The sequence below is a fragment of the Gilliamella sp. B3482 genome, from assembly GCF_026536805.1.
In the GTDB taxonomy this organism is placed as follows: Bacteria; Pseudomonadota; Gammaproteobacteria; order Enterobacterales; family Orbaceae; genus Gilliamella; species Gilliamella apicola_E.
The window spans coordinates 104,650-129,145 of sequence record NZ_JAFNNL010000004.1 but is presented as its reverse complement, the minus strand read 5'-3'; the positions used below and the strand labels follow the sequence as shown (position 1 = coordinate 129,145).

The 24,496-nt window shown below is 34.9% G+C and carries 25 protein-coding genes; 9 read left to right on the top strand and 16 right to left on the bottom strand.

Going from position 1 to position 24,496, the window contains the following annotated elements; translation table 11 throughout:
• Positions 1-23 precede the first annotated feature (23 nt).
• From J3U18_RS08435 to putP, 7 genes are all read right to left on the bottom strand, one after another.
• Complete coding sequence (locus tag J3U18_RS08435; RefSeq protein ID WP_065562906.1) at positions 24-791, bottom strand: YfgM family protein; 768 nt, start codon at positions 789-791, stop codon at positions 24-26.
• 23 nt (positions 792-814) lie between these two features.
• Entirely contained in the window at positions 815-2,092 is a 1,278-nt protein-coding gene (gene hisS, locus J3U18_RS08430) for a histidine--tRNA ligase (RefSeq protein WP_267353618.1), read from the bottom strand.
• Between the two features lie 24 nt (positions 2,093-2,116).
• Positions 2,117-3,226 carry a flavodoxin-dependent (E)-4-hydroxy-3-methylbut-2-enyl-diphosphate synthase gene (gene ispG / locus J3U18_RS08425; protein WP_065562908.1) on the bottom strand — a complete coding sequence of 370 codons (1,110 nt, stop codon included), beginning with the start codon at positions 3,224-3,226 and terminating at the stop codon, positions 2,117-2,119.
• Between the two features lie 86 nt (positions 3,227-3,312).
• A complete protein-coding gene (locus J3U18_RS08420) occupies positions 3,313-3,756 on the bottom strand; it encodes a helix-turn-helix domain-containing protein (protein ID WP_220225287.1) in 444 nt (147 codons plus the stop codon).
• Positions 3,757-3,839: 83 nt separating this feature from the next.
• Positions 3,840-4,706, bottom strand: coding sequence for a pyridoxal kinase PdxY (pdxY, locus tag J3U18_RS08415; RefSeq protein WP_267353616.1), 867 nt, complete (start codon positions 4,704-4,706; stop codon positions 3,840-3,842).
• A 4-nt stretch (positions 4,707-4,710) separates the two neighbouring features.
• The gene (gene tyrS / locus J3U18_RS08410) at positions 4,711-5,982 is read right to left on the bottom strand and encodes a tyrosine--tRNA ligase (protein ID WP_267353615.1); all 1,272 of its coding nucleotides are present in this window, start codon (positions 5,980-5,982) and stop codon (positions 4,711-4,713) included.
• Between the two features lie 41 nt (positions 5,983-6,023).
• On the bottom strand, positions 6,024-7,511 hold the full coding sequence (gene putP, locus J3U18_RS08405; RefSeq protein WP_416380397.1) for a sodium/proline symporter PutP: 1,488 nt from the start codon (positions 7,509-7,511) through the stop codon (positions 6,024-6,026).
• Between the two features lie 256 nt (positions 7,512-7,767).
• On the opposite strand from putP, the gene nth reads away from it, so the two are divergent.
• From nth to J3U18_RS08390, 3 genes are read left to right on the top strand one after another with little or no spacing between them, the layout of a single operon-like run.
• The gene (gene nth, locus J3U18_RS08400; protein WP_267353612.1) at positions 7,768-8,406 is read left to right on the top strand and encodes an endonuclease III; all 639 of its coding nucleotides are present in this window, start codon (positions 7,768-7,770) and stop codon (positions 8,404-8,406) included.
• Positions 8,407-8,412: 6 nt separating this feature from the next.
• On the top strand, positions 8,413-8,943 hold the full coding sequence (gene smrB / locus J3U18_RS08395; RefSeq protein ID WP_267353611.1) for an endonuclease SmrB: 531 nt from the start codon (positions 8,413-8,415) through the stop codon (positions 8,941-8,943).
• A 33-nt stretch (positions 8,944-8,976) separates the two neighbouring features.
• Entirely contained in the window at positions 8,977-9,345 is a 369-nt protein-coding gene (locus J3U18_RS08390) for a hypothetical protein (RefSeq protein WP_267353609.1), read from the top strand.
• A gap of 311 nt (positions 9,346-9,656) precedes the next feature.
• Here the strand turns inward: J3U18_RS08390 and cgtA are convergent, their stop codons facing one another.
• From cgtA to rplU, 4 genes are all read right to left on the bottom strand, one after another.
• Positions 9,657-10,817: an Obg family GTPase CgtA gene (gene cgtA / locus J3U18_RS08385; protein ID WP_267353607.1), complete on the bottom strand. Its 1,161-nt coding sequence runs from the start codon at positions 10,815-10,817 to the stop codon at positions 9,657-9,659.
• Positions 10,801-11,781: a DMT family transporter gene (locus J3U18_RS08380; RefSeq protein ID WP_065562917.1), complete on the bottom strand. Its 981-nt coding sequence runs from the start codon at positions 11,779-11,781 to the stop codon at positions 10,801-10,803. Before J3U18_RS08380 ends, cgtA begins: the two co-directional genes overlap by 17 nt.
• A gap of 86 nt (positions 11,782-11,867) precedes the next feature.
• Positions 11,868-12,128, bottom strand: coding sequence for a 50S ribosomal protein L27 (gene rpmA, locus J3U18_RS08375; protein ID WP_034883716.1), 261 nt, complete (start codon positions 12,126-12,128; stop codon positions 11,868-11,870).
• Between the two features lie 15 nt (positions 12,129-12,143).
• Complete coding sequence (gene rplU, locus J3U18_RS08370) at positions 12,144-12,452, bottom strand: 50S ribosomal protein L21 (protein WP_065562918.1); 309 nt, start codon at positions 12,450-12,452, stop codon at positions 12,144-12,146.
• A 232-nt stretch (positions 12,453-12,684) separates the two neighbouring features.
• Here rplU and narX point away from each other — a divergent pair, with 232 nt between their 5' ends.
• A complete protein-coding gene (gene narX / locus J3U18_RS08365) occupies positions 12,685-14,493 on the top strand; it encodes a nitrate/nitrite two-component system sensor histidine kinase NarX (protein ID WP_267353605.1) in 1,809 nt (602 codons plus the stop codon).
• A gap of 3 nt (positions 14,494-14,496) precedes the next feature.
• Positions 14,497-15,150, top strand: a complete 654-nt coding sequence (narL, locus tag J3U18_RS08360) for a two-component system response regulator NarL (protein ID WP_065562920.1) — start codon at positions 14,497-14,499, stop codon at positions 15,148-15,150.
• 37 nt (positions 15,151-15,187) lie between these two features.
• Here narL and cysG read toward each other — a convergent pair whose 3' ends face one another.
• The 4 genes from cysG to nirB all read right to left on the bottom strand — a co-directional run bounded on the left by cysG (position 15,188) and on the right by nirB (position 20,321).
• Positions 15,188-16,561: a siroheme synthase CysG gene (gene cysG, locus J3U18_RS08355; protein WP_267353603.1), complete on the bottom strand. Its 1,374-nt coding sequence runs from the start codon at positions 16,559-16,561 to the stop codon at positions 15,188-15,190.
• 111 nt (positions 16,562-16,672) lie between these two features.
• A complete protein-coding gene (nirC, locus tag J3U18_RS08350) occupies positions 16,673-17,440 on the bottom strand; it encodes a nitrite transporter NirC (protein WP_065562922.1) in 768 nt (255 codons plus the stop codon).
• Positions 17,441-17,462: 22 nt separating this feature from the next.
• Positions 17,463-17,795, bottom strand: a complete 333-nt coding sequence (gene nirD / locus J3U18_RS08345) for a nitrite reductase small subunit NirD (RefSeq protein WP_267353601.1) — start codon at positions 17,793-17,795, stop codon at positions 17,463-17,465.
• 3 nt (positions 17,796-17,798) lie between these two features.
• Positions 17,799-20,321, bottom strand: a complete 2,523-nt coding sequence (gene nirB, locus J3U18_RS08340) for a nitrite reductase large subunit NirB (RefSeq protein ID WP_267353599.1) — start codon at positions 20,319-20,321, stop codon at positions 17,799-17,801.
• A gap of 278 nt (positions 20,322-20,599) precedes the next feature.
• Between nirB and J3U18_RS08335 the strand changes: the two genes are divergently transcribed.
• The 4 genes from J3U18_RS08335 (at position 20,600) to J3U18_RS08320 (ending at position 23,713) form a co-directional block, all read left to right on the top strand.
• Complete coding sequence (locus J3U18_RS08335; RefSeq protein ID WP_065562925.1) at positions 20,600-21,097, top strand: MarR family winged helix-turn-helix transcriptional regulator; 498 nt, start codon at positions 20,600-20,602, stop codon at positions 21,095-21,097.
• A gap of 58 nt (positions 21,098-21,155) precedes the next feature.
• Entirely contained in the window at positions 21,156-22,292 is a 1,137-nt protein-coding gene (locus tag J3U18_RS08330) for an HlyD family secretion protein (protein WP_267330559.1), read from the top strand.
• Positions 22,289-23,458, top strand: coding sequence for an ABC transporter permease (locus tag J3U18_RS08325; RefSeq protein WP_218060058.1), 1,170 nt, complete (start codon positions 22,289-22,291; stop codon positions 23,456-23,458). Before J3U18_RS08330 ends, J3U18_RS08325 begins: the two co-directional genes overlap by 4 nt.
• A 78-nt stretch (positions 23,459-23,536) precedes the next feature.
• Positions 23,537-23,713 (top strand): hypothetical protein, encoded by a 177-nt coding sequence (locus J3U18_RS08320; RefSeq protein WP_176713967.1) that lies wholly within the window; start codon positions 23,537-23,539, stop codon positions 23,711-23,713.
• 119 nt (positions 23,714-23,832) lie between these two features.
• On the opposite strand, the gene J3U18_RS08315 is transcribed toward J3U18_RS08320, so the two are convergent.
• Positions 23,833-24,495: an HAD-IA family hydrolase gene (locus J3U18_RS08315; RefSeq protein ID WP_267353597.1), complete on the bottom strand. Its 663-nt coding sequence runs from the start codon at positions 24,493-24,495 to the stop codon at positions 23,833-23,835.
• Position 24,496: the final 1 nt, after the last annotated feature.

The window sequence follows — 24,496 nt, the reverse complement described above, 5'->3', positions numbered from 1 at the left end:
ATAAACCCTTATATCAGGATAAATTAATTTTTATTTTCTTGCGCTGCATTTACGTTAGCTTCTGCTTCTTGCTTTGCTTTATCTTTGGCGTCTTGAGCTTCTTGTTCAGCTTGTTGCTTATCTTTAAGATATTGAGCCTGATTTAACTTCATTTTGATATTTTTATCTAACTGTTCTGTAGGCAATGAAGCTTTGGAATTATTTTCCCCTGATTGATCAGCTGGAGCAGGAGCTAATGCAACATTATAAGCTGCAACAGCTTCAGCGTAATTATTCAATTTCATATAGGCATCACCACGAATATCATTAACTACAGGTACCCAACTTTTTTCAGTTACCTTATTTAAGGTCGCTAAAACATCTTGATAACGTTCAAGTTGATATTGTATTCTTGCAATACGAATATAACTGATTGATTTAATAACTTCTGAATCAGTCTTACTTAATGAATCAGTGAGTAACTTTTCAGCTTTTGGATAATCTTTCAATTCTTCAACATAAAATTTAGCTGCTTTTAAATTAGCAAAAACACTATAAATAGTATTATCACTCTCTGCGAAAGAGACTAATTCATTTACTGAATCTGGTTTATTTTTGTCTAAATTAGCTATTAATTGTTCATACCGTTCGGAAGATTCAATCGTTTTTTCTAATTTGTAAGATTGCCAGTAACGCCAGCCATAAAAAGCTAGTAATCCAATTACTATAACTGCAACAATGATTTTCCACGTTTTAGCAAGAAATTCTTTTATCTCTGAAACTTGTTCTTCGCCAGATAATTGATAACTCACGTTCTTCTCCTATTTTCCTTAACTTACAATATTGCCAAACACGTTTGAACAATCTCTTTTTGTGCAACTTCAACTTGTTCACCTGTTTGTAAATTTTTAATTGTTACTGTTTGATTGGCTATTTCATTCTCACCAATGATTACAGCTATTTTAGCACCTAATTTGTCAGCTTTGGCAAATTGTTTCTTAAAATTACTACTACCATAATTTGTAACAATTCTTCTATCAGGTAAACCATCACGTAATATTTCCGCCGTTCTTTGTGCAGCAGATATTGTTTGCTCATCACCAGAAGATATCATATAAATATCAATCGAGTTGTCACGATTTAAAGAAGGGTTAACCGCTTGTACAAGCAATACTAAACGCTCAACGCCCATGGCAAAACCTACAGCTGGGGTTGGTTGTCCACCAAGCTGACTAACAAGCCCATCATAGCGCCCTCCACCACACACAGTACCTTGAGCACCTAAACTGGTAGTAACCCATTCAAAAACAGTACGATTATAATAATCTAAGCCACGAACTAATCTCTGATTAATATTATATTTTATTCCTGCGTTGTCCAATAAATGACATAACCCATCAAAATGATTTTTAGATTCTTCATCTAAATAATCAAATAATTTTGGTGCCTGATTAAGCAATTCTTGTACAACAGGATTTTTTGAATCTAACACACGTAATGGATTAGTATACATTCTACGTAAGCAGTCTTCATCTAATTTATCTTTATGTTGTTCTAAGAAGCTAACTAAAGCGTTACGGTAATTGGATCTAGCTTCAACTGAGCCAATTGAATTGAGTTCAAGTGTAGTGTGCTTTTCAATACCAAGAGCTTTCCAAAAACGAGCGGTTAATAATATAAGCTCTGCATCAATATTCGGTCCTTCAAGGCCAAATACTTCAACACCAAATTGGTGGAATTGGCGATAACGCCCTTTTTGAGGTTTTTCATAACGAAATGCAGGTCCTAAATACCATAAGCGCTGCTCTTGATTATAAAACAGACCATGTTCAATTCCTGCACGAACACAACCTGCTGTAATTTCTGGGCGAAGAGTAAGACTTTCATCATTACGATCGTTGAAAGTATACATCTCTTTTTCAACGATATCTGTCACTTCACCAACTGCTCGTTTAAATAATCCAGTATCTTCAACAATTGGGGTTCTAATTTCATTATAACCGTAACTGTTTAGCACACCTTTGACAATTTTTTCAATTTGTTGCCATGTTGCACTATCACTTGGGAGTAAATCATTCATTCCCCGTATTGATTGGATTTTTTTTTCTGTCATATTTTTATTCGCTATCTAATAAGATTATAGTTCAGTGGTTGCTATTCTATTTTTCAAAATTAAGGCTTTAGCCCGTATTTTAGCTTCCAACTCATCTATCATTTTTTCATTATCTATACGCCCTATGCGCACACCATCTTCATAAAAACCGCTTTTATTGTGCCCACCAGCAACACCCATTGTGGAAGCTAATGCTTCACCTGGACCATTAACAACACAGCCAATAATAGAGACATCCATCGGTGTTATAATATCTTCAAGTCGTTGCTCTAGCGTATTAACGGTACTAATTACGTCAAATTCTTGTCTTGAACAAGTTGGACAAGCAATGAAATTAATCCCTCTAGATCGGATACGTAAAGATTTCAAAATATCAAATCCAACTTTGACTTCTTCCGTCGGATCGGCAGCTAGTGAAACTCTTAATGTATCGCCTATACCTTCAGATAGCAATAAACCGAGCCCAATTGCTGATTTTACAGCACCCGTACGAATACCTCCGGCTTCAGTTATACCTAGATGTAAAGGCTGCTTAATTTGTTTTGCTAATAATCGATACGAATCAACTGCGGTAAAAACATCTGACGCCTTAACACTTACCTTAAATTGCTCAAAATCAAGCCTATCAAGAATATCTACATGGCGCATCGCAGACTCAACTATCGCTTCTGGTGTTGGTTCACCATACTTTTCTTGGATATCTTTTTCTAGCGAACCTGAATTAACACCAATACGTATTGGAATATTTTTATCTTTAGCACAATCAACTACTGAACGAATTCTCGATTCATTACCAATATTACCAGGATTAATCCTTAAACAATTAACACCATATTCAGCAACTTTTAAAGCTATTCGATAATCAAAGTGAATATCGGCAATCAAGGGAACTCTTACTTGTTGCTTAATAAATTTAAATGCTTCAGCAGCTTCCATCGTTGGAATAGAAACGCGCACAATATCAACACCAACACGCTCAAGCGTTTGGATTTGAGCTACTGTTTTCTCTACATCTGTTGTTCGTGTATTGGTCATGGATTGGACAGCAATCGGAGCTCCGCCTCCAATTGGCACATCACCGACATAAATTCGGGTAGATTCTCTCCTAACAATTGGTGATTCTTGATGACTCATAAGATGCCTAATCACATTACAAAATAACTAGGTCGCGATCTTAACAAGATTTGGGGCAAATGTCTGTATGTGAATTCGAAAATTTGCTAACTGTTAACGCGATCAGAGGCGCCAGGAGAAATATAATGGCTAACTTCAACATAATTATTTTTGTTTTGGCAGGTAGCGTAATATAATCCAACACCTAATAACAAAATAAAAATGGATAAAGTAATGAAGATAATCTTTTTACTATGATTTTTTTTATTATCTATTGATTCAAGTTTGAAAGGTTTTTTTACTGAATATTGCTTTGCTAATGCCTCAAGATAAGGTTGATATTCTTCACTAGGTAAACCAACAATTTTTGCATAGTTTTGAATATAGCTTTTAACAAGAACATAAGGGGCATGAACTAACTGATTATTTTCTATTTCTGAAATAACTTGAGTTCTAACATGAAGTTGAGCAGAGATATCTTTTTGGGTTAAGCCCATGTTATCCCTTAAATCGGAAAGAATCTTACCTAAAGTAATATTGTTTTCCATCATTCTCTCTTATTTCGCCTTCCATTAGTTTACATTTTTTTAACTTATTCTTACATAATTTTATATATTTTTACATACTTTAGAAATTAATCAATTTTTTTTGCATTAAACCATTGTTTCGGTGTTTCAATTTCATTTTGTGCAGCGACTAATTGCAATTCATATTCATTTTGTTTTAATGTTTCAAGCATAACAGCATAAACTGCGGAGGTAGTATGTTCGAAAGCTTCGACCATTGATTTACCAAGCATTATATTTGCTAAAAATAGTCCACTAGTCACATCACCAACACCAACTGGTTGCTTATCCCCAAAATCAACTAAGGGACGATCGATATGCCAAGCTTCATCCATAGTTACAAGCAACATTTCAAAACGATCTTTTTGATAACCAGCTCGGCTTAAGTATTTAACTAATAGAACTTTAGGCCCTTTTTGACAAATTGAGCGACAGGCTAAAATTGCTTCATTAACATTATTGATTGGTTGTTTACCGTTAAGTTCCTCAAGCTCTAAGATATTTGGAGCCATCATATCTGCAATAGGCAAAGCGGTATTACATAAAAATTCGGATACACCTGGCGCAACAAAACAACCTTTTTCAGGATGTCCCATTACCGGATCACAAAGATAAATTGCTTCAGGATTTACTGCTTTTACTTTTTTAACTATGTCGATGATTGCATTACCTTGCTCTGGTGATCCCATATATCCACTTAATACAGCATTACATCGGTCTAATTCCCCAATAGAATTAATTCCTTCAGCAATATCTACCAAATAAGATGCTGACATTACCGATCCTGTCCATTGACGATATTGGGTATGATTTGAAAATTGAACCGTATTTAAAGGCCAAACATTCACACCCAAACGACGCATTGGAAATACAGCTGCACTATTCCCTGCATGACCAAATACAACATGAGACTGAATCGATAAAATATTTTTCATGAAATCATCTCCAAATGAGTAAGCAATAGTATTTTTTACCTCGACGTAATAATGTATAACGATTAAAGAGTTTATCGCTACTTGAAAAACGATAATCTGTTGCGGAGTTACGTTCACCATTAACAGAAATAGCATTTGATTCAATCATTGTTCTTGCCTGACCTCTTGAAGGTGCAAAATCTGCATTAACAATTGCTTGTTGCAAATCTAGCTCTTCTTCAACGGCCAATGTAGGCATACCATCTTGAGCTAACTGCTCAAAATCAGCTTCAGATAAGTCTGTTAACTTACCAGAAAATAAACTTTCAGTGATACGTTTCGCTGCTGTTAAGCCATCTTCGCCATGAACTAAACGAGTAACTTGCTCAGCAAGTACATATTGAGCTCTAGGGGCTAAACCACTATTCTTGTCTTCTTCTTCCAATGCATCAATTTCTTCCAATGACATGAATGTAAAGAATTTAAGGAAACGATAAACATCGGCATCAGCAGTATTAATCCAAAATTGATAAAATTTATATGGACTGGTTTTTTTAGGATCTAACCATACTGCACCGCTTTCAGTTTTACCAAATTTGGTTCCATCCGATTTAGTAATTAATGGTACGGTCAAACCATAAACTTGTTTTTGATGTAAACGGCGAGTTAAATCGATACCTGCAGTAATATTACCCCATTGATCAGAACCACCTATCTGTAACACGACATTATGTGCTTTGTTTAGGCTTGCAAAATCATAAGATTGTAACAAGCTATAAGAAAACTCAGTAAATGAAATGCCTGACTCATCGCGGTCAATACGTTGCTTAACAGATTCTTTGTTAATCATTGAATTGACAGAAAAATATTTACCAATGTCCCGTAAAAAAGATAAAACATTCATGCCACCAAACCAATCATAGTTATTGGCAACAATAGCTGCATTATCACCACATTCAAAATCCAAAAACGGCGATACTTGCTGTTTGATTTTCTCACTCCATTCAATAACAGTATCTTCAGTGTTAAGCTTACGTTCAACGGCTTTAAAGCTTGGATCCCCAATTAGTCCAGTTGCACCACCAACTAATGCAATTGGTTTATGACCAGCCAATTGAAAACGTTTTAAACAAAGTAATGGAACTAAATGACCAAGATGCAAACTGTCAGCTGTTGGATCAAAACCACAATATAGCGCAATAGGATTTTTTTCGATTAATTCCATTAGCGCGTTTTCATCAGTAAGTTGAGCAATAAGCCCACGCTCTTGCAGTTGTTTGATCACATTTTTTGTCATGATATTTTACCTATTAACGTTTCTATTCTATTTAATTACATTTATTTATTATGATATCTTTTATATGCTTGTTCAAAATGATCTTCGACTATTTCATTTGGTTTTTTATCTAATAAACTAAAAATAACTATTGCTATTGACGCAAATAAAAAGCCAGGAATCAATGAATATAAATTAAACCAATTGAAATTTATCCAAAGTAAAACGGTAATTGCTCCCGTTATCATTCCTGCTAATGCACCATTACGAGTCATTCGCGCCCAGAAAACCGAAAAGACAACAATAGGACCAAATGCCGCTCCAAATCCTGCCCAAGCATGACTGACTAAATCAAGCACACTGTTATTTGGGTTTATTGCGAGTAAAATAGCAATAACTGAAACTAATAAGACCATAACACGCCCAACCCAAACTAATTCTCGTTGTTTAGCCTTTGGTCTGACAAATGCTCGATAGAAATCTTCAGTTAATGCACTTGAACAAACTAATAATTGGCAACTTAGGGTACTCATTACTGCAGCTAAGATAGCTGCAAGCAAAATACCTGCAATCCACGGATTAAAAAGTAATTTAGATAATTCGATGAAAATACGTTCATGCTTACCATCATTAATTAAATAAGCTAAATTTGGATTGTTAGCAAAAAAAGCTATGCCAAAGAAACCAACTGTAATAGCACCAGCTAAACACAAAATCATCCACGTCATACTAATTCGACGAGCATTTTTCATTACTTCATGTGAATCAGCAGCCATAAACCTTGCTAAAATATGGGGCTGACCAAAATAACCAAGTCCCCATCCTAATAAAGAGATAATGGCAATAAAATCCATATGTGAAAAGATGTTTGTATAATCGGGATTTAATGATTGAATATTAGCCAACGCATCTGAACCCCCCCCAGCATTTATCATAACCATGATTGGGGTTAAAATTAATGCAAACATCATTAAACTAGCTTGAATAGTATCTGTCCAGCTGACAGCTAAAAAACCACCGATAAATGTATAAGCAATGGTTGCACCTGCACCAGCAAGCATAGCCCAGCCATAACTAAGGCCAAATGTACTTTCAAATAATTTAGCGCCAGCAACTACACCAGAAGCACAATAAATTGTGAAAAAGATTAAAATTATTACTGCCGAAATAATTCTTAGTAATGAGCTGTTATCGTCAAATCGACGAGAAAAATAATCAGGTAAAGTTAATGAATTATGATTTATTTCAGTAAAAACTCTTAGTCTACCCGCAATAAGAAGCCAATTTAAATAAGCACCAATTATTAAACCTATTGCAATCCAACTTTGTGAAATACCAAATAAAAAGACTGCACCCGGCAATCCCATTAATAACCAACCACTCATATCAGAAGCACCAGCAGAAAGTGCAGTCACTACACTACCGATACGTCGCCCACCTAATATGTAATCACCAAAATTTCGCGTTGCACGGAATGCAAAAAAACCGATAGCAATCATTCCTAATATGTAAACAGCAAAGGTGACAATCATTGGTAATGACATTTTTATAATAAACCTTGAATGATGAAATTAAAAAATAGTTGGCTAGCTTACCACAAAAAGCCAATGCTAAAAAGCAGGTGATTTTTGCAGGTAGATGTTAAATAAAAAAGAAAAAACAATTCAAAAGTAAAAATATTTTATTATTTTCCAGTAGATAGATTTTTAATAGTCTTAACTTTTATAAAAACTCAATAGATCCTACGGTTAAATCTAAAATAAAAGTATATAATATTAATTAACCATCTTATGTTTATAATATATTGTGAAACAATCAACACGAATACAAATTTTAGAAAGACTAAAAGATCATATTAAAGATCCTACAACAGAATTGGAGTATCAAACACCATTCGAGTTACTTATTGCCGTTGTGCTTTCAGCTCAAGCTACAGATGTTAGTGTTAATAAAGCGACTAAACCGTTATTTGCGATTGCAAACACTGCAGAGCAAATTTTAGCGTTAGGCGTCGATAAATTAAAAGATTATATTCGCACAATAGGTTTATATAATAGTAAAGCTGAAAACATTATTAAAACTTGTCAGATTTTGGTTGATAAATATCAAGGACAAGTCCCCGAAAACTTTGATTCATTAATTGCGCTACCTGGTGTGGGTAGAAAAACAGCCAACGTTGTGTTAAATACAGCTTTCGGCTGGCCAACTATTGCGGTCGATACACATATATTTAGGGTAAGTAATCGAACTGGTTTTGCTCCAGGTAAAACCGTTGAAGCAGTTGAAGAGAAGTTACTAAAAGTGGTGCCAAAGGAGTACAAAATAAATTGTCACCATTGGTTAATCTTACATGGTAGATATACGTGTATTGCTAGAAAGCCTCGTTGTGGATCTTGTGTTATTGAAGATTTGTGTGAATTTAAAGAAAAAGTTTATCCAGAGTGAGAATCAATGTCGAATAAATTTATATTAGATCATGAAGACATAGACTTGTTTAAAAATAGTATTGGTAAAACAAAACAGCTCAAACAAGATACTGTGATTCATAAACCTCAAAAACGATCTCAAAAGCTAATAGAAAATCAAAAAATTGAACATGAAAAGGTAAATAACGAATTTTACTTTTCTGATGATTACCAACCTCTATTACAAGAAGATCCGATTCGTTATAGTCGTGAAAACTCAGATCCTAATGAATTGAAAAAATTACGACGTGGATTTTATGCACCTGAATTCTTTTTAGATTTACATGGATTAACTCTGCAAGAAGCGAAAAAAGAAATAGCAGCATTAATCGCCGTTTGTTTAAAAGAAAATGCCAATTGCGCTTGCATCATGTATGGGCACGGTAAAAACATATTAAAAAAACAAACCCCAATGTGGTTAGCCCAGCATCCTAATATCATTTGTTTTCATCAAGCACCGAAAGAATTTGGCGGCAGTGCAGCATTACTTATTTTATTTGATACCATCAATAACTAAAAAATAAATTTTAAATATATAAGAAATAAAAAAATGAAATTATTAAAAAAAATAAAACATGTTTATCTATTTCTAATACTTGTTATCTTTATTACTGCATGTGGAGGACTTGATGCAATTCCTTCAGAAAAAAGTAACTATATTGGCAAATGGCAAGGTGAATATATGATGATAACTATCACTAAAGACGCCAAAGTTATTTACAATTATAAAAAAGATGGGGTAACTAAAAGTGTTGAAGGGCCGATACAAGAATTTATTGGTGATGATTTTAAAGTAGGAGTTTTAGGTTTAAATTCTTTATTCAAAGTAAGTAAGCCCCCTTATTTTGAGGACGATCAATGGAAAATGGTCATTGATGATCAATTAGTTATCAAGACATCGTTTTTTAAATCACTTTAAAATAAAAAAGCCAGCTTCGTTTAACTAAGCTGGCAAACATTGGAAGCAATGTGAGCAATGTCATACTTTTTCAGATGTCTTTCGACGCTCTAATAAAGCACAACTTAATGATAATAATTCTCATTATTAAATGCAAGCTGTTTTTTTGACTTTTTTCAAAAAAGATAAAAAAGCTTCGAGAATTAAAAAGCATTATTATATTAACCTTTTGTTTTTATATAAAGAATAGGCTAGAAAAAAGCAGGATTCCTGCTTTTTTTGGAAATATTTAATGTAAATGGAGTATTAGAGTTTATTAACGGCAAATATGTTTATTTTTGGTAGATAAATTCGACACCCTCTTCATCACTTTCATCCCAATCATCAAAATCATCATCAAATACGTCGTCCATTGCTTGTTGATGATAATCATCCCACATAAACTCTACTTTTTCAGGGGAAGAATTCTCCTCTTCAGCTTCTCTAGGATGGGCATTAATGTATTCCATTAAATCCCAGCACAGTGCTTTTACACCTTCATGATTAACTGCTGAAATGACATAATATTTATCATCCCAATTCAACGCTTGCGCAATCTCGGCTGCTCGTTTTTCACTTTCTTCAGCGCCTAATACATCCATTTTATTAAACACTAACCAACGCGGTTTATTAGCTAATTTTTCACTATACTGATATAATTCTTGAATAATAACTTTAGCGTTTTCAATTGGATCTGAATTATCAATTGGCGCAATATCAATTAAATGTACTAGTACCCGACAACGTTCAAGGTGTTTTAAAAAGCGGATACCAAGTCCTGCGCCATCTGATGCACCTTCAATCAACCCTGGAATATCAGCAACAACAAAACTCTGCTCATTATCCATTCTAACTACCCCTAAACTAGGTACTAAAGTTGTAAATGGATAATCAGCGACTTTCGGTTTTGCTGCTGAAACTGAACGAATAAACGTTGATTTACCTGCATTAGGCAAACCTAACATACCAACATCAGCTAATAGTAAAAGTTCTAGTAGCACATCACGTTTTTCACCCGGTGTACCATCAGTCTTTTGTCTTGGAGCTCGATTCACTGATGATTTAAAACGTGCGTTACCAAGCCCATGAAAACCACCTTTAGCCACAAGGACTTTTTGTTGATGATGAGTTAGATCACCAATAATTTCACCAGTATATTTGTCAGTGATACGAGTCCCAACAGGTACTTTAACGGTAATATCTTTACCTCGCTTGCCGGTACAATCAGAACCTTGTCCATTTTGACCACGTTCAGCGCGATAGTTCTTTTCAAATTGAAAATCCACGAGTGTGTTTAGATTTTCATCGGCAATAAAAAATACATCGCCACCATCTCCACCATCGCCACCATCAGGACCACCTTTAGGTATATATTTTTCACGACGGAAACCAACACAACCATTGCCACCGTCACCAGCTTCCACTCGAATTGAAGCTTCATCTACAAATTTCATTATTTGTCCTCTTTTTTCGGTTAATCAGCCAGCCCTTTCTAGGTTGCCATAAATGATGTCCAACTGTTGCAAACATTGCACCTGCTACAACAGATACCGCGCCAATATAACCTATAATATTTAAATATTGCATTACAAACTTTTCTGGCCATAGTAAAGCAAATAAATCTGAGAAAATCAGTGCAAAAAGTGGTGTCAGTGTTGTTATAGCACTTACTTGCGCAGCTTGCCAACGCTCCATTGCCATAACTAAAGCACCATAAGCAATAATGGTATTTAAACCACAAAAAATAATTGCAAACAATTGACTAAAATCAGCATTAGCAATTTTAGTCGGCGATGCTAGAGGCCATAAAAAGATACTACATATAAGATAAATCAACCAAAGTAGCTGCTCTGCTCTTAATTTTCTTAATAATACTTTTTGCGCTAATGCATAACATGCCCATGATATAGAGGCTAATAAGGCAAGCCACACACCTATACCATATGAAGACATATTGGCAAAGAGATCTGCTAGATTTTCATTAAAAAATAGCGCTAAACCAATTAACAATATAGTAATACCAATAATTTGTGTTGGTCTTAATTTCTCTTTGAAAATAAAAGCACTAGAAATCATAAATATGACAATGCCAGTTTGTCCAACAACTTGAGCTGTAGTTGCAGATAAATACTGAACAGCTGTAGCAAAAAGCGCAAAATTACCTAATAAACCAAATCCGGCAATCATTAATAGAATAAAACGGCGTCGTTTTTTAAACATCATCAAATTAGGAAATTGTTTTTTATAAGCCAACCAAAGCGTTATACCTACTGCTGATATACTTAAGCGTGACCAAGCTAACGTTAATGGATCAATAACAACTAATGCATATTTCATAGCAATTGGCACGAGTCCCCACATCACTGACGTCAACATGGCTAGCGCAAAACCTAATTTAACATTTTGCTGTTTTATCATAATGAATTAATTTATATAAATTTCAAGAAATGAAAAAAGCCCCACAATAACTGTGAGGCTTCTATAACTTATGAACCGCTGGTTTATTAGCTGTTAGCAACTACACTAACATAACGGCGGTTTTTAGGTCCTTTAACTTCAAACTTAACTTGTCCATCAACTAACGCGAATAGGGTATGATCACGACCACAACCTACATTAGTACCTGGGTGGAATTGAGTTCCACGTTGACGAACTAAAATATTACCAGCAAGAACTTCTTGAGAACCATAACGTTTAACACCTAAACGTTTACTCTGGGAATCACGACCATTACGTGATGAACCACCAGCCTTCTTATGTGCCATTGTTCGATACTCCTATTAAGCGATTGCAGTGATCTTCACATCAGTGAACCACTGACGGTGACCTTGTTGTTTACGATAGTGTTTACGACGACGGAATTTAACAATTTTCACTTTCTCGCCACGACCGTGCTCAACAATCTCTGCTTTAACTGTTGCACCTTCAACAAACGGAGCACCAACTTTGATGTCTTCACCATTTGCTACCATTAAAACTTTATCGAAAACAACTTCTGCACCTGTTTCGACTTCAATTTTTTCCAAGCGAACGACTTGTCCTTCGCTAACTCGGTGTTGTTTACCACCACTTTGGAAAACTGCGTACATACTTAACTCCGCAATAAAAAGCAGACGATTCCTGATTTAACATATATGTCTGCATTGATTAATCTTATAGGGCGTGAATTTTACGCAAAATTTATGCTTGTTGCAAGCGCTGTTTAATAAAAGATCGCAAAAAGTCATAAAAAAGATCTTTGATCAACGGTTTTCACGATACAATAGAGCTAAATTATTATTTATTTAAACAATATTTAACACAAAAATATTGAGTATCGATATGCTAAAAAGAAAATTTCGCTACAGTGCATCTATTTTAAATCGTTTAACACTTTTAATGTTTTCTTTAGGTGCCATGGCGTTATTAGCTTTGTTTTTATCAATACAAGTAGCTAATGATACTAAAGGCAGTGCTTATATGATAAACCAATTGGGTTTAATTAGGATGAAAAGCTATCAATTTTTAGCCATGATCCCGATTGAAAAAAAGGACTATGATCGACTTAATATTTTTAATGATATTCCGTCTTCTGAGCAATTAAAATTATTTGAACGTTACCATTTAATTGATGAGCTTAACCAATTACAGTCTCAATGGATAACTGATATTGTCCCCAAAATTAAACAAGCAAACAGTATAGATGAAATAAAAAATGAAATTGATAAGTTTGTAACTCAGACCGATAAATTAGTCCATCAAATTGATCAAAAAACAGAAAATCAAATCCATTATATATCTCAACTGCAATTTGTTTTTATCATTCTAATTGTTCTTTTTCTTCTTGCGCAAATTTACTATTTACGTCGTTATCTTCTTGCTCCTTGGCGCAAATTAATTAATATGGCTGAATCTATTTCGCAACATAACTTTAGCCAACGATTTAACAGTAAGAAAAGTAAAAAGAACGAATTTGATTTATTGGGGCAAGCCTTCAATGAAATGGCAGAACAAATTGAATTGCAGTACCAATTATTAGAAGAACGTGTCACAGAAAAAACTGCCGAATTACAACAAATCAATAAAATATTGTCGTTTCAGTATCAAGCTATAAAACAACTGCACACATCAGATCCATTATGTGAACGCTTTTTAATTATACTCCGCCAGCTTGAGGAATTAGTGCCATTAACACAGTTTCAAATTCGTTTTTATGAGTCGGATAATATAGAACATTATCAACAAATCAGCTATGCCAACCAACAAAGACTACCTTATTGCCAAAATTCAGAATGTAACGCTTGCCTTATTCCATCAAAATCTTATCAAGAAAATGGATTTCAACGTTATTGGTATCTTCAAGAAAAAGGTGAAAAATTTGGTATTTTATTTGCTCTACAACCATCAACAATGCATCTAAGTGCAGAACAAGAAAATTTAATTACAGCCTTAGTCGAACAAATGACGACAGCACTAATGCTTGATAGGCAAATAGAACAACAAAAACAATATCTATTAATGAAAGAGCGCTCAGCAATGGCCAGAGAGTTACATGACTCTATAGCACAATCTCTTTCTTGTTTAAAAATTCATCTTAGTTGCTTACAAATGCAACCAGATTTAACCTCACAAACAAGTAGTGATTTGCTAGCTATTATGCGTACAGAAGTTAATATTACTTATTCTCAATTAAGAGAATTAATAACTTCTTTTCGTTTACGACTTAATCAAACCGGTTTTTATGCCAGCTTAATGGAATTGATCGAAGAATTTAATCAAAAATTGAAATTTAAAATACAAGCTGAATATCAACTACCTCTCAATGTCATTAAGAGCAAATATGCATTCCATCTATTGCAATGTGTACGCGAATCTTTAAATAATATTTATAAACATGCTAATGCAACACAAGTTAAAATAAGTTTAACTATTGATGATAATCATATTATTAGTGTCAGCATAAAAGATAATGGTATTGGTTTACAAAATAATGCTAATCAAGATAATCATTATGGATTAATAATTATGCGTGATAGAGTTGGAATATTAAATGGCAATTTAACCATTAATAGTAAGCCTAATCTAGGCACTGAGATTGTAATAACGTTTAAAGCAACTACAATGATCCCATTTAAAATGATAGAAGAATAACAAATGGAACAAGTTAAAAGTTCAATATTACTTATTGATGATCATCCCATGTTAAGAAATGGGGTTAAGCAACTTATAAAAACAATCAATAATTTTGAGGTTATCGGTGAAACAGGCTCTGGCTTAGAAGGGGTTATGCTTGCAGAAACACTTGATCCGGACATAATTTTATTAGATATCAATATGAATGATGTGAATGGATTAGAAATCTTGCGTTATTTACGAGAAAAAAATATTTCTGCACGAATCATTATATTTACTGTATCAGATGCAAAAGAAGATATCATTACTGCTATCAAAACCGGTGCTGATGGCTATTTATTAAAAGATATGGAACCGGAAAACCTTCTGAAAGCATTAATAGATATTTCTGAAGGCAAAATCACCATGGATGAAGCAATTTCACCTATTATTCTTGATTATATGCGTCATGGTGGAGGCACGACTACAAGCCAGTCCCATAATATTAATTTACTCACACCAAGAGAACGAGAAATATTTAATTTATTAGTTCAAGGATTATCAAATAAATTAATAGCGAAAGAGTTAGATATTGTCGAAAACACAGTAAAAGTCCATATAAAAAGCATATTTAAAAAACTAAATTTTAAATCTAGAATGGAAATGACTGTATGGTATTTACAAAGTAAAGAATAGCTAGTACTAATTATGCCATTCTTCACTTTATCTAACATTAAAGTTTAGAAAACCAATTTAACTTTTTGCGTAATGCAACTACACGTCCAATAATAATTAAACTAGGACTACAAGCATGTAATGCAAGTTGAGTAAGATCACATAACAATCCCTCTACAACTTTCTGATTGGCTTTTGTACCTTCTTCTACTATAGCCACAGGTATATTACTATCCATACCATGTTTAATTAATTGTGTTTTAATATTTTCTGCTTGTGATAACCCCATATAAAAAACGAGAGTCTGTTTTTCAGCAGCTAAACTTTGCCAATCCAAATGCGAGCCATCTTTCAAATGCCCCGTAATTAAACGAACACTATGAGCATAATCACGATGAGTTAATGGTATTCCACTATAAGCTGAGCATCCTGAAGCAGCTGTAATTCCTGGTACTAACGAAAAAGGAATATTAGCATCAAATAGTGTTTCAAGCTCCTCTCCGCCTCGACCAAAAATGAAGGGGTCACCACCTTTAAGTCTTACTACTCGCAACCCTTTTTGGGCTTGCTCAAGTAATATTTGGTTAATTTGTTCTTGTGGCACACAATGAAAACCAGGCCGCTTACCGACAAAAATTCGCTGAGCATCTCGTCGAGCTAAATTCATTATTTCATCGGATACTAATCGATCGTAAACAATAATATCGGCTTGTTGAATTTGTTGAAGAGCTTTTAATGTCAACAACCCTGGGTCACCCGGACCGGCACCAACTAAAACCACTTCACCTCGATAATCAACTGGCTCTTCAAATAATTCATTAGTTAACATTTCAACTTTTTCTGAATCATTATTAGCTATAGCTTGAGCTAACCTATCATGTGTAAATAGCTTTTCCCAGAATCTTCTACGTTCAGTCATGCTTTGATAAGTTGCTTTTACTTTATTACGTAAATAACCAGCATATTTCGCTAGTTTTCCAATATTTTGCGGTAAAATCGCTTCTAATTTTTCACGTAATAACCGTGCCAATACAGGAGCATGACCTTCTGAAGATATCGCAACCATTATTGGAGAGCGATCAATAATAGAAGGCATAATAAAACTAGCACCTTTAGGTGAATCAACGATATTGCAAAAAATACGTCGCTTTTCTGATTCTATACTGACTTGCTGATTGGTTTGTTGACAATCTGTTGCAGCAATAACTAACCATTTATTATCGAGTAGTTGTGTATCAAATTCACCTTGTATTAAAACCAATTGTTTTTGTTCTTGCCAACAGACAAATTGCTGAGTAAATTCAAGAGCATTGACAGTTAAATTTGCGCCAGCTTCAAGCAATAACCGAGCTTTACGCTCGGCTATTTCCCCACCACCAACTAATAAGCAATCACGGTTTTCTAATTTACAAAATAAAGGTAAATAATCCATAGACTTTAAAAACAACCATTAATATCTTATTGATCTAAAAAATTTACTGTTAATAATCCAATAATTCTTAAAAACAGTAAGCTAAACAATTACAACCTTATTCAATAATGATTAAGGTCGATCTGCTTTAGGTGTTGAAAACCAATATCCTAAGCCCATAAACAGTGCTCCAGATACTAAATTACCCAATGAAACCCATAACAAGTTATGCCCAATACCACCTAAAGTATAGGCATCAGTATGATTTCCAAACCAAGAAAGAGAAAATAACGTCATATTAGCAACACTATGCTCATACCCACAAGCAATAAATGCCAATAAACACCACCATATAGCAATAAATTTGGCTGAACCTTCAACTCGATTTGCCATCCAAATAGCTAAACAAACTAACCAATTACATAAAATTCCACGAAAAAATAGAGCCATTGCGGGAGTGGATGTTTTTGCTAATGCCGCAGTATGTATAAGGGAAGTATCTGTTGCCAATAATGGGCTTGCCGCCCAATAAAATAAAGCAGCAACAAAAATAGATCCCAGTAAATTGCCTAGCCACGTTTGTGGTAATACCCACCACATTTGAAAGTGTGTAATCTTTTTAGCTTGAACACCAAATGTTAAAAACATGGTATGCCCAGTAAATAACTCCGAGCCTGCTATAACAACTAAAGTTAATGCAATTCCAAATGTTGCTCCCATAACTAAAGGTCTAACTGAGGCATCAAGCAAATTACCCAGCGTAAAAATTAATATGATACCCAGACCAACATAAGCACCAGCCATAGCAGAACTTAGCCAAAACCCTATAGGATTGGTTTTAGCTAATTTAACAATACGTGCTGCATTAACAGCACATTTATTAATTGTTTCTGTATACATTTATTATTCCTATTTTTATTTATTAGTTAAATTTAACTTTAACAAATCCATCATTATCAATTTTGACCTCATAGTGTGCGATGGAATAACTTGCATTTTCAAAACAATAACCATCTTTTAAACGAAAGCGTTGTTTTTTCAGAGGACTAGCAACCCATAATTCATTTTGATGCTCACAAATAATCCCCCTAGAAAGCACACTAGCATTAGCAAAAGGATCAATATTACTAATCGCATAAAGCTCGTCAGAATGAAAAGGACGAAAAACAGCGACATGCTCTTTACCAACTAAAGCACAAACTCCTGTTTCAGGAAAAATATCTTCAATTTTACAGATAGTTACCCATTGACTCATAATCTACTCTCCTGACATAACTTGACGTTCTTCAAGGGTGGCGGGACGATGTTGTTGTCGCTCAGGTACAAACTGAACATTATCGTCTCGTTTAGGACTATTAATAAAATGAGCAAACCGGATTTGTGCTTCTGGATTATTAACAGTTTCTTTCCATTCACAAACAAAAAGCTTACGAATGCGAGCCATCTCTTTTTCAAGGTCGTCATTGATACCTAATTTGTCATCAATAATGACACTACGCAAATATTCGATCCCACCCTCAAGGTTTTCAAACCAGACAGAAGTCCGTTGTAATTTATCCGCTGTACGAATATAGAACATAAGGAAACGGTCTAGGTAGCGAATAAGGGTTTCTCGATCTAAATCTGCAGCTAAAAGATCGGCATGACGAGGTTTCATACCACCATTACCACAAACATAAAGATTCCAACCTTTTTCAGTTGCAATAACGCCAATATCCTTACCCTGAGCTTCGGCACATTCACGGGTACAACCTGAAACACCAAGTTTGAATTTATGAGGCGCTCGAATACCTTTATAGCGGTTTTCTAATTCGACACCTAAACTAACACTATCTCCTACCCCAAACCGACACCAAGTGCTACCTACGCAAGTTTTTGCCATACGTAATGCCTTAGCGTAAGCGTGACCACTCTCAAAACCAGCATCAATCAGTTCTTTCCAGATAGCAGGAAGATCATCTTTTTGCGCACCAAACAACGCTATACGTTGTGAACCAGTAATTTTTGAATAGAGATTGTATTTCTTAGCAATCTGACCAACCGCAATCAATCCTTCTGGAGTAATTTCACCACCAGCACTACGAGGAATAATTGAATAAGTACCATTTTTTTGAATATTACCTAAAAAGATATCATTACTATCTTGTAACGGTACAAGATCTGGTTTAAGAATATAATTATTCCAACATGAAGCTAATATAGATCCAACTGTTGGTTTACAAACTTCACAGCCATAGCCGGTACCATGCTTTTTTATCACTTCATCAAAGGAAGTTAATCCTTCAACACGAATTAAGTGAAAAAGCTCTTGCCGAGAATATTTAAAATGTTCACAAAGTGCATGGCTTACTTCAATACCTTGTTTCGCTAATTCCAAATTAAGGATTTGCGTTACTAGTGGTATACAACCACCACATCCACTACCTGCTTTAGTTTCAGCTTTAATTGCAGCAACAGTATGACAACCAGCATGAATAGCTTGAACAATTTTTGCCTTTGTCACATCAAAACAAGAACATATTTGTGCACTATCAGGTAATGCGTCAGCGCCTAATGCAGGCTTAGCACCTGCATGTGATGGTAAAATTAGAGAATCAGGATGTTCAGGTAAATCCATATCATTAAGCATCAGTTGCAGCAAGTTACTATAATCAGATGTATCACCAACTAAAACAGCACCTAATAGTTTTTTATTATCATTAGATACCACTAACTTTTTATAAACTGGTACACTTTCATCTAAATAAACATAGCTTCTGCTAGCTATTGTTTTAGCCTTTGCATCACCAATACTACCAACGTCGACTCCCATTAATTTGAGTTTAGCACTCATATCGGCACCTTCAAATTTAGCGCTTTCACCGATTAAATGTGCTAAGGCAACTTGTGCCATTTTGTAACCAGGTGCAACTAAACCGTAAACTTTACCTTGCCAACAGGCGCATTCACCTATGGCATAAATATCCGGATCTGAAGTTTGGCAATAATCGTTAATAACGATACCTCCTCTAGGTCCAATATCTAATTCACACGCTTTAGCTAATTGGTCATTGGGACGGATGCCAGTTGAAAAAACAATAAAATCAATTTCAAGTGATGAACCATCAGAAAATTGCATAACTTTACCTGATGGGGTATGAATAATTTCTTGAGTATTTTTGCTTGTATGAACTCCAACTCCCATCTCTTCGATTTTTCTACGCAGTTGATCACCACCCATTGCATCAAGTTGCTCTGACATTAAGACTGGAGCAAATTCGACAACATGAGTTTCAACTCCTAAGTTTTTCAATGCACCAGCAGCTTCAAGTCCAAGTAAACCACCACCGACAACTGCACCTATTTTACAATTACTAGCACAATCACGAATCGCATCGAGATCTTCAATGGTACGATAAACAAAACAATTCGCCCCTTCAGCACCTTTAATTGGAGGAACCCATGGATAAGAGCCCGTTGCAATAATCAACTTATCATAAGAAACAATACGCCCAGTTTGTGAATGCACCTCTTTACGTTGGCGATTAATCAAAATAACCCGTTCATTAAGTAAAATATTAATATCATTTTCTTGGTACAAGCCTTCCCGAACTAAAGACAGTGCTTCTGCAGTATGGCCTGAAAAATAGGAAGAAAGATGAACACGATCGTAAGCTACTCTTGGTTCTTGGCAAAAGATGGTAATTTTAAAATTATCAGACTGCATTTTTTCGATAATTTCTTCGACAAAACGATGTCCAACCATCCCATTGCCTATAATAACGAGATTGGTTTTACTCATAAAAAGCTCCAAATTTATTTTTAATTCAATTATTTAATTTTTATCTATACGATATTTTAAGGAACTTTAAATAGAATATAATTACCCTCAAGGATTACCACTTTAGTAGTAGATTAAATAATAAGCTTTAAAACAATAAGTTATCATTATTGACTAACTAAATATCAATGAAAATTAACAAATTAATGAGATCAACCTCTTAAACTAAAGTAAAAAAACAATTGCCATTTTAGGACAAACCAGTATAATTAGCCGACTAAATAAATTAGGTAAAGCAATTGAATTACAACTCAAGAATACTTCCTTCGCGCGAAACTTTAGCAAAAGCACAAAGTTTTAATGATGAAATTATCGAGGTTTCAGGCGTTGATCTGGTCCTAAGTTTAATTACTACTGCCGATTTAATTCGTTCTAATATTTATGCACAACTTGCAAAAGATTATGATGTTTCTGAAGGAAAATTTGCATTGCTAATGTCATTGTATAGTGAAGGTGAAACCTGCGCTAGCGAGCTAGCATTGAAAGTTGGCGTCACTCCTGCAACTGTCTCAGTAATGGTTAAACGGATGTTAGCTGCGCAAGATCCTCTAATATCGATGACGAAAAGTGGGGAAGATGGTCGTTCTCGACTAATCAGGCTCACCACAACTGGTGTAAATCTTATACAAAAAGCGCTACCTAATCACTTAAAATCGATTCGTGCTTTTGCTCAGGTTTTAAATGCACAAGAGCAGGAATCTTTAATTGCAATGTTACGTAAATTATTACGTAAATAATTGCTTTTAATCACTAAAAATCATGATATTTTAACAATATACTTAGCTGACTAAATAAATGAAAAATAAACTAAACTTAGATTTACCAAAAAACATTAAAATTCCTGCTATATTTTTATTGCTACTTCTAATTGGATCAACATTGATTTGTCTTGGTTCAAGGAACGATGCAGTAACTGTTGCTAAAAGTATCAAATCAGGCGTATTAACTGCTGATGAAATCAATGTTGCATTTCAAAATGTAGGTGGCAAAGTCATTAAACGGTTTGTCCAAGAATCACAATTTGTAAAAAAAGGCGATCCATTAATGCAACTTGAAGATACTGATACGCAGCTATCAATAGATCGCTTACAAGCGCTAGTTGATAGTCAAACAGCCGCAGTTAATCAAGAACAAGCAGCAATCGAAATCACTGAAAATGAAACTAACCTCAATGAATTATCAACATGGCGGAAAATAGAAGAAGTTAAAGCAAACTTAGAGGCTGCAATATCTTCTCGAGACTTAGCTAATACTGAATTTCAACGTCATACTCAATTAAGAAAAACTGGAGGTACTTCACAATCACAACTTGATGCTGCACGCAATGCCTACATTAATTCAAAAATGCAAGTTGTACAGATTGAAAGTCAATTATCAACATTGATGATTGGTGCATCACCTGAGCAAATCACCCAGTTTGAACAAACTAGAAATGCAACGGGAATGACATTGCAGTCGATTACTATTGCTAGACAAAAACTGCAAAATCGCCAAAATCAGCTTGCTCAAATCCGTGCTCAACTCGCACAAGCCGAAGCTGATTTAAAGCAACTGAAAGTAAATTATAGCCGCCTTACATTAGTTGCACCAGAAGATGGAAAAGTACTAAAACTAATGTTTGAAGATGGTGAAATGGTGCCTGCTGGCGCACCAGCAGTATTGTTAGAAACAGACCGTAAATATGTTGACATCTATGTTAACGAAAAAATGGTTAATGATTATCAACCTGAAACTAAAGTAAAAGCTAATGTGATTGCTCTGGACAAAACAGTAAAAGGTACTGTCCGTTTTGCAACCGCGGCGCCTTCATTTGCTGATTTACGAATGACTCGGGAACGAGGTCAGGCAGATTTAACATCTTATCAAGTCAGAATTTATATAGAACCTATACCGCATTTATTAACTGGTATGACAATTGAGGTTGATCAATGATGCAAAACATCATTAAATCTATGCTTGAAGAGCTTGATGCTATGTTATCTGGCCACTTCATTCCATATTATAAAGTGTGCTTAGGTTTAGCGGCTATCGTATCACTTGTTTTTTCAATTGTGCTAAGCCATGGTTCAGTTTTTGAAGGAAAAATTGCTGTTATTGATCTTGATGGTTCCAATTACTCAACTGAATTAATCAGTAAAGTAAATACTTCACCATTTATTGAAATAACAGAAGTAATTCGCTCACCAATAAATCCAATTACATTAGTATCACACGACCGTAATTTAGGAGTGTTATATATTCCTAAAGGACTTGAAAAGTCTCTAAAAAAAGGGGATCAAACCGTTAAATTAGGTTATTTTGCTGATGATTCAAATGACGCACAAAATGCCAAGGTAATGCAAAGTCTTAATGAAATCATTCCTGAATCGGGTGCTGAATTGAGCGTTGGTAAAGTTGCAGCATTAGGACTTGGAAGAGAAGCAACTGAAGCAACCTTATCACCAATGCAATTGAAAACTAGGACCATGTTTAATCCATCTAGTTCATCAACAATATCCACTATAATCTATTTCGTTTACTTCTTCTCGTCATTAACGTATGGATTAACATCATTAATGATAATTGGCCGATTAAAAACAATGGGGATGTGGAATACCGTAATAGAACGTGGTTTTGTACCACTATTAGCGAGAACCGTGCCTTATGCCCTATTTTATACCACTGCTTTAACTTTAATTACTGCAATACTGGTTTTATTTGGACAATTACGCTTTGACGGTAATTACTTTATTTTTGTACCTAGCGTATTTATGACTGGACTCGCTTTTGGCTGGTTAGGTTTCCTATTATCTTGGAATACCAACCATCCTGGTGAAGGTGCTAGCAGAATGATTTTCCTTGTTCCACCAGGATTTATCATGGGCGGTTCAACCATGGCAGTAGGCATTATGCCAATCTGGGCATTTTATGTCAGCCACGCATTTCCATTAGTTTGGCTCTTCCGCTTTTTCCGCGATATAGGTATACGAGGACGCTCATTTGTCGATATGTTATCAACATATGGGATATTCATTATTTATTTAACCGTTATTGCTTTTATCGTGATGATGTTTGTTAATCGCTTGAAAAAACCAGACAATCAAACGCAAATTAATTAATTTATTCATACATAAGTTATTGAAACGCTTCCGCGATTCAATAACTTTCTTCTTTACTATTATTCCAAGCGACCAGTGATGATGAAAATTGAATATTTTTATCAATCCACCGTTCAAATTCGTCATTTAACCAAATTAAACCGGCGAAACCCACCACCTAAAGTGACGTTAGAAATGGGGAATTTCCCAATTAACATGCAGGGCTTTTGTACTTTTTCAACCTTTAAACAAGCGATGAGTAAGGCAACGCAATAACCTTTATCTGATTGAAAGTATGCATAAATTTATGCTAAATTTTGTATGCTTTCAATCTAAAGACGGTTAAATAGATTGCGCTTGTGTGGAGCAAAAGCAGGTTGCCGGGTGTTATCCTATTAGCAAAACGTTTTTTTATTAATAATGAATTGATCGCTACCTGTGATTTTTTCAACAATCAGATCATTAAAGTTATCGATAGTTAGCTGAGCATGATGATTAATCAAATTAGACGTATTGACACCAATCACCTGACAATTAGCCTTATTTGCTGACTCAATGCCCGCAGCGGAATCTTCAAAAACAATACACGAACTGGCAGCTAAACCTAATAGTTTTGCGCCTTGCAAATAGCCGTCCGGCGCTGGTTTGGTGTTAACCACCATTTCGCCGGTGATAAATACCGCCGGTTTGGTAACCTGTAGCAAACTAAATCTTGCTTCAGCCACAATTTTAGTGCCGGAAGTAACAATCCCCCAAGGGATATTCATTGATGATAATTGCCGCAGAAAATCGCTTGCGCCCGGTATTTCATCAATCCCTTGTACATCATTTGACTCTAATTGCTCCATCCAATGATATTCTTGCTCAATCAAACTAGCGGGCTGATCAGGTAAAAACAGCTTAATATTATCGATAGCTTTACGCCCATGAATGGTTGTTAATACCTGAGTGGCATCTAAATGATGCCGCTGAGCAAATTTCAACCAGCAGCGTTCAACTGCTGGTAGAGAGTTCACCAAAGTTCCATCTAAATCAAACAAAATACCTTTAGCTTTCATA

Coding starts and splice junctions, on each gene's coding strand:
- hisS (WP_267353618.1), bottom strand. CDS start 2,092: ATGACAGAAAAAAAAATCCAATCAATACGGGGAATGAATGATTTACTC.
- ispG (WP_065562908.1), bottom strand. CDS start 3,226: ATGAGTCATCAAGAATCACCAATTGTTAGGAGAGAATCTACCCGAATT.
- J3U18_RS08420 (WP_220225287.1), bottom strand. CDS start 3,756: ATGATGGAAAACAATATTACTTTAGGTAAGATTCTTTCCGATTTAAGG.
- pdxY (WP_267353616.1), bottom strand. CDS start 4,706: ATGAAAAATATTTTATCGATTCAGTCTCATGTTGTATTTGGTCATGCA.
- tyrS (WP_267353615.1), bottom strand. CDS start 5,982: ATGACAAAAAATGTGATCAAACAACTGCAAGAGCGTGGGCTTATTGCT.
- smrB (WP_267353611.1), top strand. CDS start 8,413: ATGTCGAATAAATTTATATTAGATCATGAAGACATAGACTTGTTTAAA.
- J3U18_RS08390 (WP_267353609.1), top strand. CDS start 8,977: ATGAAATTATTAAAAAAAATAAAACATGTTTATCTATTTCTAATACTT.
- cgtA (WP_267353607.1), bottom strand. CDS start 10,817: ATGAAATTTGTAGATGAAGCTTCAATTCGAGTGGAAGCTGGTGACGGT.
- J3U18_RS08380 (WP_065562917.1), bottom strand. CDS start 11,781: ATGATAAAACAGCAAAATGTTAAATTAGGTTTTGCGCTAGCCATGTTG.
- rpmA (WP_034883716.1), bottom strand. CDS start 12,128: ATGGCACATAAGAAGGCTGGTGGTTCATCACGTAATGGTCGTGATTCC.
- rplU (WP_065562918.1), bottom strand. CDS start 12,452: ATGTACGCAGTTTTCCAAAGTGGTGGTAAACAACACCGAGTTAGCGAA.
- narX (WP_267353605.1), top strand. CDS start 12,685: ATGCTAAAAAGAAAATTTCGCTACAGTGCATCTATTTTAAATCGTTTA.
- narL (WP_065562920.1), top strand. CDS start 14,497: ATGGAACAAGTTAAAAGTTCAATATTACTTATTGATGATCATCCCATG.
- cysG (WP_267353603.1), bottom strand. CDS start 16,561: ATGGATTATTTACCTTTATTTTGTAAATTAGAAAACCGTGATTGCTTA.
- nirC (WP_065562922.1), bottom strand. CDS start 17,440: ATGTATACAGAAACAATTAATAAATGTGCTGTTAATGCAGCACGTATT.
- nirD (WP_267353601.1), bottom strand. CDS start 17,795: ATGAGTCAATGGGTAACTATCTGTAAAATTGAAGATATTTTTCCTGAA.
- nirB (WP_267353599.1), bottom strand. CDS start 20,321: ATGAGTAAAACCAATCTCGTTATTATAGGCAATGGGATGGTTGGACAT.
- J3U18_RS08330 (WP_267330559.1), top strand. CDS start 21,156: ATGAAAAATAAACTAAACTTAGATTTACCAAAAAACATTAAAATTCCT.
- J3U18_RS08325 (WP_218060058.1), top strand. CDS start 22,289: ATGATGCAAAACATCATTAAATCTATGCTTGAAGAGCTTGATGCTATG.
- J3U18_RS08320 (WP_176713967.1), top strand. CDS start 23,537: ATGATGAAAATTGAATATTTTTATCAATCCACCGTTCAAATTCGTCAT.
- J3U18_RS08315 (WP_267353597.1), bottom strand. CDS start 24,495: ATGAAAGCTAAAGGTATTTTGTTTGATTTAGATGGAACTTTGGTGAAC.